The organism is Eilatimonas milleporae (assembly GCF_003688555.1).
Taxonomy (GTDB): Bacteria; Pseudomonadota; Alphaproteobacteria; order Sphingomonadales; family Kordiimonadaceae; genus Eilatimonas; species Eilatimonas milleporae.
Genome location: NZ_REFR01000012.1, coordinates 243,391 through 255,678 on the forward strand (window position 1 = coordinate 243,391; position 12,288 = coordinate 255,678).

Annotated in this window: 9 protein-coding genes; 7 read left to right on the forward strand and 2 right to left on the reverse strand. The window is 57.9% G+C overall.

Annotated elements, in window-relative coordinates:
* Genes BXY39_RS12420 through BXY39_RS12430 form a run of 3 tightly spaced genes read left to right on the forward strand, consistent with a single transcriptional unit; the run spans position 1 to position 3,344 of the window.
* Entirely contained in the window at positions 1-1,185 is a 1,185-nt protein-coding gene (locus BXY39_RS12420; protein WP_170163816.1) for a serine hydrolase domain-containing protein, read from the forward strand.
* Positions 1,163-2,206: an alpha/beta hydrolase family protein gene (locus tag BXY39_RS12425; RefSeq protein ID WP_121939201.1), complete on the forward strand. Its 1,044-nt coding sequence runs from the start codon at positions 1,163-1,165 to the stop codon at positions 2,204-2,206. The genes BXY39_RS12420 and BXY39_RS12425 overlap by 23 nt, the downstream gene beginning before the upstream one ends.
* 10 nt (positions 2,207-2,216) lie before the next feature.
* Positions 2,217-3,344, forward strand: a complete 1,128-nt coding sequence (locus BXY39_RS12430; RefSeq protein WP_121939202.1) for a DUF819 family protein — start codon at positions 2,217-2,219, stop codon at positions 3,342-3,344.
* Here BXY39_RS12430 and BXY39_RS12435 read toward each other — a convergent pair.
* A complete protein-coding gene (locus tag BXY39_RS12435) occupies positions 3,293-4,639 on the reverse strand; it encodes a spinster family MFS transporter (RefSeq protein WP_170163817.1) in 1,347 nt (448 codons plus the stop codon). The genes BXY39_RS12430 and BXY39_RS12435 overlap by 52 nt on opposite strands.
* 507 nt (positions 4,640-5,146) lie before the next feature.
* Complete coding sequence (locus BXY39_RS12440; RefSeq protein WP_121939204.1) at positions 5,147-6,193, reverse strand: LacI family DNA-binding transcriptional regulator; 1,047 nt, start codon at positions 6,191-6,193, stop codon at positions 5,147-5,149.
* A 360-nt stretch (positions 6,194-6,553) separates the two neighbouring features.
* Here BXY39_RS12440 and BXY39_RS12445 point away from each other — a divergent pair, with 360 nt between their 5' ends.
* The 4 genes from BXY39_RS12445 to BXY39_RS12455 all read left to right on the forward strand — a co-directional run bounded on the left by BXY39_RS12445 (position 6,554) and on the right by BXY39_RS12455 (position 12,269).
* A complete protein-coding gene (locus BXY39_RS12445; RefSeq protein ID WP_170163818.1) occupies positions 6,554-8,893 on the forward strand; it encodes a TonB-dependent receptor in 2,340 nt (779 codons plus the stop codon).
* 185 nt (positions 8,894-9,078) lie between these two features.
* Entirely contained in the window at positions 9,079-9,222 is a 144-nt protein-coding gene (locus BXY39_RS19355) for a hypothetical protein (protein WP_170163819.1), read from the forward strand.
* Positions 9,215-10,255, forward strand: a complete 1,041-nt coding sequence (locus tag BXY39_RS12450) for a YVTN family beta-propeller repeat protein (RefSeq protein WP_170163820.1) — start codon at positions 9,215-9,217, stop codon at positions 10,253-10,255. Before BXY39_RS19355 ends, BXY39_RS12450 begins: the two co-directional genes overlap by 8 nt.
* An 82-nt stretch (positions 10,256-10,337) precedes the next feature.
* Positions 10,338-12,269, forward strand: a complete 1,932-nt coding sequence (locus BXY39_RS12455) for a CocE/NonD family hydrolase (RefSeq protein WP_170163821.1) — start codon at positions 10,338-10,340, stop codon at positions 12,267-12,269.
* The last annotated feature ends 19 nt before the right edge of the window (positions 12,270-12,288 follow it).

Here is a 12,288-nt window from a genome sequence, read left to right on the forward strand (position 1 = left end):
ATGGCCGCCGCCTGCGCGGCGAAAAGCGACCCTCATGCAATCGTTCCGGACGCCTGGATTGACGAGACCGTCGAGCAGGCGCGCGCCGATTTCAAAAGTCCATCGATCGTGATCGCCGTCCTGCGACGCGGCCGGCCGGCACTGTTGAAGGGGTACGGCGTGACGGATCGTGTCTCCGGGCAGCCCGCGACGCCTGAAACGCTGTACCAGATTGCCTCGGTCACCAAGACATTTGTCGGCCTTCTGGCTGCAAAGCTGGCGGCGCGGGGCAAGGTGGATCTGGACGCACCGGTCACCGACTATGCCCCCGATCTGTGCTTTCAAGGCGTGAAGGGGACCGCGCGTATCACCCTGCGCCATCTGCTGACCCATCGTTCCGGACTGCCATCCAACCCTGCCAACCGAAAGAACATTCCGGTTCCGGGGCTGCCGGATGGCTTCGATCCGACCATCGCCGAGCCCTACACGCTTGAACAGCTCCATGACGGCCTGGCGCAAACGCCGCCGCTGTTTGCTCCCGGCGAGCGCTACTATTACTCCAATCTTGGAATGCACCTTGCCGGCTATATCCTGGCGCGGGCGGTTGGACAGAGAACATTTGCCGACGCGCTGCACGCGCACATTCTGGGCCCGTTGCACATGGCGGACAGTTTCGTTCGCACCTCGCCGGCGCGCGATGCCGGCATGGCAACCCCTTATGCCTATGGCGACGATGAATATTACAAGGTCTTTCCGCTTGGAAGCAGGACCTATTACCGGATTCCCCCCTGGACGTTCGGCGAGGTGACCGGCGGACTTGGCCTGTCATCCAATGTGAAAGACCTCGCCCGGTATGTCGCGGCCCTGCTGGAGGCGGGGCGGCCCGGTGCCGCTCTGTCACAGGACGTCATCGACCTTCTGCTCACGCGGCATGCGGCTTTTGTGGCGAAGGGTGAGTTCATTTACGAAATGGGGCTTGGCTGGCGCATAGGCGCTTTCGGCCCCTTCGGCACTGTCTACACCCATGGCGGGCACAATGACGGCCATCACGCCTATGTCGTCTTCTCGCGTGACCATGGTCTGGCTGTGATCGCGCTGACAAATGGAGCGCATGCCGCCAACCGGGCCTTGGCGACGAAAATCATGCTGAAGCTGATGCGGCAGGCATCAAAGGAGCAGGGCAATGTCCACGCATCAAAACGATGAACTACACCGGATTCTCGGACCGGGGCTTGAGCCGTTCGCGGATGTTATCCCCACGATGCTGAGGCAGGAGCTGCTGCTCGATGATCGCGGGTTTCTGGCACGCTACCAGCTGTGCGAGGCCCTGTTGTCGCAAATAACGCCGGAGATGAAAAATTGGGCCACGCCGGATGTCTTGCGCCATATTTTGCCCGAGACGGTCTTTCACAAAACCCGCATGCAGCCGATTGCGGGGGCACTGGGCGCGGTCAGCTGCCAGGCCCATCCACAGCTGAGTTATTATCCCTATATCCCGGTTCGATTCATGGCGGAAAAACGCACATCCGCTCCATTAATCGTCGCCGTCCACGGGTCCAGCCGAAATCCCAAGGATTTCCGCGATCTGTATTGTGAATTCGCCGAGCGGCACGGTTGTTTCGTTATCGCACCGCTTTTCCCCATGGACACGGCAACGGACGTTCCCGACGAGGAGTACAAATATCTGCGTGGCGATAACGTTCGCTATGACCACGCGCTTTTTGCAATGATTGCCGAGTTTGCAGGCCATGTGGGCGTCGATTTTAGCGGGCTTGTGTTTTTCGGATTTTCCGGCGGCGCGCAATTCGGCCACCGGCTGCTGTATCTCTGGCCCCAAAAATTCCGTGCCATGAGCTTTGCCGCACCCGGCTTTGTGACGTTACCGTCCGATCAATATGACTGGTGGGTCGGAACGCGGGATATTCACGGTCTTTTCGATGTCACGCTTGAGCCGGACGTGCTGTCACGCACGGCTGTCCAGCTCATTTGCGGCGAGGCTGACAATTTTCCCTATGAGATTTACAGCCGCCATGAAATGGGTATGGGCGACGCCGCGTACAGCGCTTATGGCGCGACGCGGCTGGAACGCATCAAAACCCTCAAATCAGAGTATGGCGCGCTGGGTCTATCCGCGGACCTGACGATTGTTCCGAACTGCGCCCATGACCTGCCACCGCTTTTGGAAGCCTCGAAAGCCTTCCTCTCGTCCCATATAAAGACAGGGTAGGAGACAAGGCGTGTCGCTCATTGCGCCGGAAGACGATTATCTCGTCTTTGCCTGTGTCGCCGTTCTGGCGTGGATCGGCTTTGCCGCCGAACGGACCCGGTTCGGGCGTCTGTTGACGGGGGTCGTGTGGACGGGCGGTCTTGCGATCCTTATGTCCAACCTGGACATTATTCCGAAACACGCACCGGCTTACGATTACGTCAAGCGCTATCTGGTCCCGCTTGCCATCCCGCTGTTTCTCATGCGCGTGAACCTGTTTGAGATTTTCTCGGAAACGGGAAAAACGCTCGCCGCCTTTGCCGTCGGTGCCGTGACAACGGTCCTGGGTGTTCTGGTTGGGGTGCTATGGTTCGATCTCGGGCCGCTGGAAGCGGATCTGGCGGGTATTTTCGCGGCAACCTATATCGGTGGTACGCTGAATTTCGCGGCGGCGTCCGAAGCGCTGGCGTTCCCGGACAGCGTGTTGTTGTCCGCCGCGCTTGCGGCTGACTCCTTGGTGGGCAAGTCATATCTCCTCGTGCTGGCGGCCCTGCCGGCCCTTTCCGTGATGCGCCGTGTCTTTGGCGGGTCTGGGCCGGAAGGCGACTTGCAGGGGCCGGCGTCGGCGGACGGAGAAGATCGGCCCACCCTTTTTTCACTGGCAACCGCACTTTGCACGAGTGCGGTCATTGTCGGTGCGGGGTATTGGCTGGCCGGTGTCTTGGGCATGAAGGCCTTTGGTATTTTGTTCGTGTCCGGGCTCGCGCTTCTGCCGGGTTTGTTCGCGCGGTTCCTCGGTCGGTACACGCAGGGCGCCCATGCCATTGGAATGATTTGTGCCTATTTGTTTTTCGCGGCGGTCGGGGCGGGCGCGGATGCGTCAACTCTGTTCAGCGTTTCCGGCCAGGTGATGCTGTTTGCCCTTATCGTCGTGGTGATTCATGCGGCCCTGTTGTTTCCATTGGCGCGCCTTATGGGGCTTAGCCTCGCCGAGACGATTACGGCTTCGAACGCCTGCATCCTCGGTCCGACGACGGCAGCGGCGCTTGCGGCCGCACGCGGCTGGAACGCGCTTGTGACGCCGGGGCTGCTGGCCGGGCTGCTGGGCTACGGTGCCGGCACGTTCGTCGGGGTTCTGGTCGCGCGGCTACTCGTTTGAGCAAGCGCATCCTGACGGGTCATATCCCCGCTTAGGGTCTTTCTCAGGGTCCACAGGAACATAACGGGCGCGAGCGTAAAAATGCTGACGCCGGATAAGGCGTATCGCAGGCTTTCATCGCCATGGGCCGGCGTTAGAAAATCGCTGAGCAGGCCGATAACGAACGGTCCGACACCCATGCCCAGGATGCTGGCGGCAAACATGATGGACGCCGTGGCAGTGGCGCGGACACGAGGGGGAACCACGCCCTGAACCATTGCGATCGCAGGCCCGCTTGGCAAGGTGGTGACGATCGTGGCGGCAAGGTTGAAACACAGTGACAGCCCGGCCCATGGGGACAGGGTCATGCCGAGCCAGCAGGGAAAGGCAACAAGGGATGCAAAGATACAAAGCGTGACGACCTTTTTCGGGTCGTTCCGCATGAGGCGGTTCCCCAGATACCCGCCTGCCAGTATGCCCACCGTTGAGCCCAGGCCGAAAACCAGACCGAAGAGAATGCCTATCTCGCTTTGGCTCAATTGAAAGGACCGGCTGTAAAATGATGGAATCCACTGGCTGAAGCCGGACACGGCCAAAGACATGACGGCGAAATACCAGAGCAGGTTCCGAAAGGATTTTCGCGCCCACAGCAGCAGGACGGCTTTTTTCATGGACGGGGCGGTGGGAGACGCCTGAAAACCGTCCGCATGGCCGTGTGGCGGCTCGGTCAATGTGAAGAAGATAACGATGCTCAAAAGAATGCCGGGCGCGCCCAAAACCACAAATGTCAGCCGCCAGCCAATGCTGCCCGACAACAATCCGCCAAGTGCCAGCCCCGCGATGACACCGACCGTCGCGCCCGCCGAATATATGGCAAAGGCGCCCGGGCGTCTCGAGGGAGAAAAATAATCGCTGAGCAGGGAATGCGACGCCGGGATGCAGCCCGCCTCGCCGATGCCGAGCCCTATTCTTGCCAGCACAAGATGGAGAAAATTCTGTGCCGCGCCAGTGAGGCTGGCCATCACACTCCACACGATCAACGATCCGGCGATGATATTGCGACGGCTCCATGTGTCGGCCAGCCTGGCCAGGGGCAGGCCAAAAGACGCATAAAATACGGCAAAGGCGAAGCCGGTTATGAGGCCCAACTGTTTGTCATTGAGCGCGATGTCTTTTTTGATTTCAGGTAACAGGACCGGCAGCAAAAGGCGGTCCATATAATTCAATACATTTGCCGCCGCCAAGAGCAGGAGCACATAGCCAAGGTATTTCGGGGAGAATGCGTGTTTTCCACCATCACCTGTTTTTTCCGCCATCAGCCTGTGCACGCTCTCCATAGTCGGGCTTCAACGGTTCCCGGAAATCATATAAACTGATGTGTAAGTCTCTGATGTTGCACGGTAAATCAGTAGTGCAACGCATTCATCGCGCAAGCTTTCCTGCCGCCGTAAACCGGATACATCCAGTCACGGTGGCACAATAATCCCATATGTTATTTTAAGCCCTGAACAGGGGTATGCCAAGATGTAAACAGATGCATTGAAGGCCTTGATATGAAAAAGCCATGAACAATACCAATCATAACATAAATGCGCGCATATATTGCGGCCGTTTTATGACAATACTGCTTCTGTATATTCTGACCGGAGGGTTTTACACCCTTGAGGTTTTGGATGTTGTCAGTAGAGCTTGTTTTGAAATTCGCCCAAAAGCAAATTACTGGTGATGGCCGACGCAAAAACTCCAACCTCCACCACTTCCAGCCGAAGAGAGCGCTGTCAGAGCCAATGGTTTCGCGCTGGCAGGGCAGGGGGAAACAGCTGTCAAACGCTTTCGCGCTGGATGAGCTCATAGCCAACGTCCCAGACACTCTGGGCGATGTCTTCGCCGCTTAATTTGCGCAGGAACAGATTTGCGATGGTGCTGCCAATCTCATAGCCCTTCAGCCGAATGGTCGTGAGGCTGGGATGCAGTTGTGAAGCAATGTCGGTGTCCCCGAAACCGGCAATCGCGACGCGTTGGGGGACAGCCCAGTCGTTGCGCGAGCAGGCGAGCGTGGCACCAATCGCAAACATATCCGCGCTGCAAAAAACCGCTTGGGTTTCGGGGTGTTGCGCAAGCAGTTGTTCCAAAGCCCGGCCGCCGGCGTCAATGCTGAGTTCCCCGGCTTCCACTTGCCGTCCCTCAATGCCGGGCAGGCCCGCTTCTTTGAGACCTTCGACAAACCCCTTGAGGCGCGGGTCGACGCGTGCATCAAAGGCCTTGGGCGGCGTGATGAGACCTATTTTCCGGTAGCCTTTGTCTGCCATGTGTCGCGCCATGTCCGCTGCCGCGCGAAAGGTTGAGCATCCGACAGCCATGTCGATGGGCGCATCGGTCAGCTCAAGGGTTTCAACAACCGCCACATCGGCGCCTTCCAGCATCTTGCGCGTATTCTGGGTGTGGGCAAATCCTGTGAGAACGATACCGTCCGCGCGCCGGCTTAAAAACGCACGCACCAGCCGTTCCTCCCTTTCGATGGAGTAGGACGTGCTGCCAATGAGCAACTGATAGCCTTCATCTTCCAGCGTGTCCGACATGCCCTGCAAAATATCCGAAAACGTCGACGTTTTGATGAGCGGCGCCAGGACCGCGATGATTTTGCTTCTGTTCGATGCCAGACTTCCGGCCATGAGGTTCGGGACATAGCCGGTCTCCAGGATGGCGGCCTCTATGGCCTTGCGCTTTGCGTCCGATACGGCTTGCGGATTGTTGATGGCCCGTGAAACGGTCATGGCCCCCACGCCGGCTAAACGCGCCACATCTTCAATCCGCACGCGACCGCTTTTGCGTCTTGTCGTATTTTTCGGGTTCTTGTTTTTCCCGGTCATGTCAAAACGCCCCCGGCCTGCGTGACTGTTTCCATCCTGTCAGCTGCCAACCCCCTCCAGTGTCTTGAAAAATAAAGCGACTTAGCACGCTTGAGACTGAAATGTGATGCCATCTTTGTAAGCGGTTCCGCAAGGCGCATTTTCTTCCGGTCCCGTGTCCACAGTGTGCAAGCCCCGCTGTTATCTTCAAAAACCAGTGATTTCATCTGTGTGATTTTTGCTACAAATCAGGCAATTCGCATGGTGCGATTTCAAAAAATGATAGCGCTCCCATAAAATTATGTTAACGCTATCAATTAATGATTCGAAATAGGTCATATTTGTATTTGGGGAGATAAAAATATGATGGAGGGGGCCAGGATGACCTTGGGTGAGGAAAAGGCTTCGTGGATGCGTGCCGTGAAATTGGCGGCGCGGGCCGGAGTATGCGCGGCCGCAATTTGCGCGGGTATGGACGGCGCATACGCGCAATCGGCGGATCAGACTGGCGACCAGGCTGATGACCGGGGCGATGAAGAGGCCGACGCTTTTGTGCTGGAAACCATTATGGTGACGGCAACACGCCGGGTTCAGCGATTGCAGGATATTCCCTTGAGCGTTACCGCGTTTGACGAGGCAACGCTTGAACGGCTTGGCGTCAATACATTCGAGGATTTCGCCCAGCGTACGCCCTCTCTGCTCTTCAGCAATGACGGGGGGCCGTCCAATCAGACACTCAGCATTCGCGGCGTGGGTGTGTTGTCAGGCGGGCAGGCCGGTGCGGGTTCTGCCTCCACGGTTGCCGTTTACTTTGACGAAACACCCGTCATTGCGCCGTTTTCACGCAACGCCTCGATCCAGCCGCCCGTTTTCGATCTCAACCGTGTCGAGGTCATTCGCGGGCCTTCCGGAACCCTGTTTGGTGCCAGTTCCATGGGCGGCACGATCCGCTATATTCAGAACAAGCCCGACACGCGTGAGTTCGCGGCCAAGTTTCTGGCGGAAGTCAACACAGTCGAGGGGGGCGGTACAGGCTATGGCGTGAACGCCATGGTCAATATACCGCTTATTCAAGACCAGTTGGCCGCGCGTATCGTCGTCTCACAGCGCGAAGATGCCGGCTTTATTGACCGTCTTCCCGAGACATTTTTTCAAGACCCGGACGTTGAACGTACCGAGGAGAATGTAAACAGTATCGAGACGACAAGCGTGCGTTTGGCGCTGCGCTGGACGCCGACGGAAAACCTGACGGTATCTCCGACATTCTACTATCAGGACATTACCGCAAACAGCAGTGGTACGGCGGACGTCGTGGCGGGCGATTTTCTTCAGGTGCGACCGGGCGATGAGCCGCAATCGGCAGAGGATAAATACGCGAACCTGCTGATCGAGTATGACTTCGGCTTTGCCGATCTTGTCTCCTCGACCACCTATCTGGATCGTCATGTTCAACGAACGGATGAAGCCGGGGCCTTTTTATCATCCGTGCTGAGCCTGCCGTTGCCGGTTCTGGTGGCCAATACCAATGAAGACAACCAGAATTTCGTGGACAGTCCAAACGAGGTGTTCGTCCAGGAAATAAGGCTCCAGTCCAATGACGAGGCGCCGCTTCAGTGGCTTGCCGGTGCCTTCTACTTTAACCAGGACGGGGGCGAACAACAGAGCCTGCCAGCGGAAAGTCTGGGTGTGTTCCTGAAGGGCCTCGGGGCTATCCCGGCCGCAGCGCCCGATTTTTTGTTCGATGAGGATACGCGGACGAACGAGGAGCGTTTCGCGCTGTTTGGCGAGCTGTCCTATACCTTCTGGGATCAACTGGAACTGTCGGTCGGTCTGCGTTGGACCGATGTCCGGCGCGAGACATTCAGCCAGACCGACGGTTTTCTCTTCGGTGCGGACCTAACGGATATTTCCGAAAATTTCAAAGATGAGATAACGCCGCGTTTTTATGCGGCTTGGACGCCAGATGATGATCATTTGATCTATGCGTCCGCCTCGCGGGGTTTTCGTGTCGGGCGAGAGCAGACCCCCATTACCGACGGGCCCTGTGTTCCCTCGCTGATTGAACTGGGGATCGATCCCAACAGTTCCGGCCGGGTCGACGGCGACAGTCTCTGGAACTACGAGCTTGGCAGCAAGTCGTCCCTGTTCGGCAATCGTCTCACGGCTAATGTCGCCGCGTATTATATCGATTGGCAGAACATTCAGCAGACGGTCAATCTGTCTTGCGGTTCGGGTTTCGTCACCAATGCCGGCAGTGCGACGATCAAGGGGGCCGAACTGGAGCTCAGTGGCCGCCCAACGGAGAATTTGGAATTTAATCTGGCGCTTAGCTACAATGACGCGGAAACGAATTCCGAAGGTCAGTTCGATATTCCGGGTCAGGAGCCCGGCGACCCGTTGCCGGAGGTTCCGAAATGGGTCGTATCCGCCGGGGCCCAGTATTCTTACGATATTACGGAGAGCGCGCGTGGTTATGTGCGGGGGGATGTGACCTGGCGCAACGAGGTCTTCCAGGACTTCGCGCGCACGGACTTATTCCGCCGTCCGGATTTTTACCTGGGCAGTGTTCGCCTGGGCGTCGAATTCGAGGACTTCGATGCGTCTTTTTTCATCGACAACATCTTCGATGAATACATCGTCTTCTCAATCGACTCCACGGGGCAGTCGACGCGTCCCGGGCGACCGCGTACCTTTGGCGTTCGCGTCTCAAGCCGCTTTTAGGCGGGGTGCCCGTGGTTCGGTGGGTCAGGGGCGTTTCGCCACGGCGATATCCGATTGTCACGGCGCTTAGGCGGTGTGCGGGTTTGCCCGGGGTCATTGACAGTTTCCGAGCACGCTGTGATGATAGCGCTATCAATATGAACATGGGGCGGGCTACGGTGTCGGATCCATTTCGGGCAGTGTTCTTGACGGCGGTTTCAGCGCCCGCCCCGGTGAACGTCACCGGCGCGGCGCGGGACAAGACCTTCGTTATTCCAAAGCGCGATGCGGTGAATGCGGCCAGGCCGTATTCGTCCATCCGCCACCTTCGGGAGCTTGGCTATGTTTAAGGTAAATTCCATACGTGCCCTCATCCTGTCGTTCACCATGGCGGCTGTTGGTGCCGCCCATGCGCAGAACGTCCCTGAATACCTTTACGTGGAAAACACAAAAGGCGGGGATGTCACGGTCATCTCCATACCGGACCACGAAGTGATCGGCCGGATTCCCGAAAGCCGGATTGGCGGTCATCCCGACGATGTGATCGCCTCCAAAAACGGTGAGGTCATTTACGTCAACCGTGAAACCAACGAGGATGTGCTTGCCATCAGCACGAAGACGGAGGAGGTGCTGTTCCGTGTGCCGGTCACGGGCATTCCGCATCATATGACATTGTCGGCCGATGAGCGTTATCTCTTTGTGCCGATTTTCAATTATCCGCGCCTGGATGTCATCGACCTGAGAGAACGAAAGGTCATCAAATCCGTCGATGTGGGCTGGGGCGCCCATGGCACACGTCTGTCGCCGGATGGGAAACGGCTCTATGTCGGCCATATCTTCCATGAGGCCTTTGTCATTATCGATGTGGAAAGTCTGGAGGTCGAACGCGCGATCTACATGCCGGAAGGCGTTCGTCCGTTCGAAATATCGCCGGATGAAAAACTGATCTATGTCCAGCTCTCGAATGTGCACGGCATTGCCGTCGTGGACGTCGAATCCGGCGAGATTTTACAGACTGTCCATATGCCACCGGAGATAACGCCGGACCAGCTCAAACAACCGTTTCCCTTTACCGTCAACCACGGCCTCGCCATCACCAGGGATGGCGGGATGCTGCTTTCCGCCGGTTCGATCACCGACAATGTGGTGGTCTACAGTTTGCCGGACTTCACGCGGCTTGCGGACATCCCGGTGGGCCGTGAGCCCAACTGGATTATCTTCAACAATGATGAGCGCTTTGCTTATGTGACCAATCGCCGGGACGATACTCTGTCCGTGATTTCCATGACGGAGCTGAAAGAAATCAAACGCATCAAGGATGTGGGAGATTATCCGCAGCGGCTGGACACGGCTTATGTCCCGAACCGTGAGGTCAAAAAATAGCGCCGGCTCTTTTGTCCGGTCCCTTCAACACGTTCCTCGTGAAGTTCTTATGTCGACTTCGATCAGCCAAGGTACTGCCCACATGCTCAAAACAAAAATTTTCGTTTGGCTTGTTTTGCTCGCACTGGCCGGGTACGGCCATCAACCTTCAGTGGCCGTTCTGAAAACCGATGGACCTTCAGCCGATGACAGGGCATCGTCATTCGGCGTTTATCGCGGCTATTCACAGGCGAAATACGATCAATGGACGAGAACGTCGCGCTATGTCGAGGTGCGTGACGGCACGGCCCTGGCGGTCGACATTGTCCGTCCATCCTTGAATGGCGCGGCGGTTTCAACGCCCTTGCCGGTGATCTACACCATGCAGCGCTACGGCAGGTCGCATATCTATCCGGGCCGTGACGGTGTTTTGACGCCGGTGGATACGACCTCTTACATTCGCAGTCTTGTGCAGCACGGCTACATTTATGTCAGCGTGGGTTTGCGTGGTTCCGGTGCATCGTTTGGCTCGGTCACGGGCGTTCAGGCCGCCAGCGAAGCCAGGGATGCGTTCGATGTCGCGCAATGGATCGTCGACCAGCCCTGGAGCAACGGCCGGCTTGGAATGATGGGCAATTCCTATCGGGCCAATGCATCCCTGATGGCCATATCGGCGCCGCACCCAGCGGTCCAGGCTATTTTCCCGTCCATGATGGACTTCGACAACTATCTCACGGCGCGGCCAGGCGGCGTGCTGAACGCAGGCCTTTTGACGAGTTGGAGCCAGGTGACCGCCATTCTGGACGGGATGGTGCCCGCGCCGGAAGGCTTGCCCGTCCCGCAAATCCCACCTGTCGATGATGACCCCGAGGGAACGCGTATGGCAGCGGCGATGCTGGAGCATAAGCGTAACTCTAACGCGTTGGCCCGCGCCAGCGCGCCCGTACGGCGCTACCGCGACGGATATTCCTATGCCGCGGAGCCCGCGGAGGATGAGAACGTACTGGCCGCCATGCTACCCAGGATAAACAGGCACAAGGTACCGGTTTATCTTTGGTCCGGCTGGCAAGATCTTTGGCCGAAACAGCCGTTTTTGTGGATGGCCAATCTTGAGGGGCCGAAGAAGCTTGCCATGGGCCCCTGGTCGCACGACCCCGATGAGCGGGACGCGCAAGGCCAGCGGCAGCCGAATGAGGTTGAACGCAGCCGTTTGCAGTCCGTTGAGATGCTGCGGTGGTTTGATTATTGGCTCAAGGACGCGGACAACGGGATCATGGACGAGCCGTCCTATGCCGTGTCCATCATGGAAGATGCAGGCAATTGGCGTTGGGTCTTCGCAGACAGCTGGCCCCTCACGGACGGTGTGCAGGAGGTGCCCTATTACCTGTCCGGCGGCGCGGACGGTGACGGTGTCTTGTCCACCGCCGCGCCAAAGTCGCAATCGTCGAAAGACAGCTTCAAAGTGGATTACACGGCAACCACCGGCCCACAGTCCCGCTGGATTGATGGTACGTCCTTTTTCCCGTTGAGCTACCCTGACCTCACGGACAATGCCAGGAAAGGCGTGTCCTTTCTGACGCCGCCGGCAGAAGAGCCGTTTTCCCTGGTCGGCCATCCGGTGGCCGAGCTCTATGTCACCTCGACCGCGCCGGATGCCGATGTGTTTGCCTATGTGGAAATCGTCAAGGCAAACGGTGAAGCGCGGTATCTCACCGAAGGGGTGCTGCGCGCGTCTCACCGGACCCTTGGGGACGCGCCCTATGATACACTCGACCTTCCCTGGCCGACGCATCGCAAGGCCGATGTTGAAGCCGCCGGCCCGTTATCGGGCAATATTGTCAAGCTTCGGTTCGCATTGCTTCCGTTCTCTCAGGCGTTCGCGGCGGGGGATCGTATTCGCTTCACCATCACCGGCGCGGACAAGGATAATTTTGAACCTTTCATGCAGGAGCAATCCCCCACGCTCACGATCATGCGCTCCGAACGCTATCCATCTCACGTTCGGTTCCCGGTCCGCGAAGAGACAAGCCGCTAATGTCATTTGCGCGATGGCG

What these genes read in the sequence shown, in the direction of transcription:
- BXY39_RS12445 (WP_170163818.1), top strand. Translation starts at nt 6,554, where the DNA reads ATGACCTTGGGTGAGGAAAAGGCTTCGTGGATGCGTGCCGTGAAATTG.
- BXY39_RS12425 (WP_121939201.1), top strand. Translation starts at nt 1,163, where the DNA reads ATGTCCACGCATCAAAACGATGAACTACACCGGATTCTCGGACCGGGG.
- BXY39_RS12435 (WP_170163817.1), bottom strand. Translation starts at nt 4,639, where the DNA reads ATGGCGGAAAAAACAGGTGATGGTGGAAAACACGCATTCTCCCCGAAA.
- BXY39_RS12450 (WP_170163820.1), top strand. Translation starts at nt 9,215, where the DNA reads ATGTTTAAGGTAAATTCCATACGTGCCCTCATCCTGTCGTTCACCATG.
- BXY39_RS12455 (WP_170163821.1), top strand. Translation starts at nt 10,338, where the DNA reads ATGCTCAAAACAAAAATTTTCGTTTGGCTTGTTTTGCTCGCACTGGCC.
- BXY39_RS12420 (WP_170163816.1), top strand. Translation starts at nt 1, where the DNA reads ATGGCCGCCGCCTGCGCGGCGAAAAGCGACCCTCATGCAATCGTTCCG.
- BXY39_RS12440 (WP_121939204.1), bottom strand. Translation starts at nt 6,193, where the DNA reads ATGACCGGGAAAAACAAGAACCCGAAAAATACGACAAGACGCAAAAGC.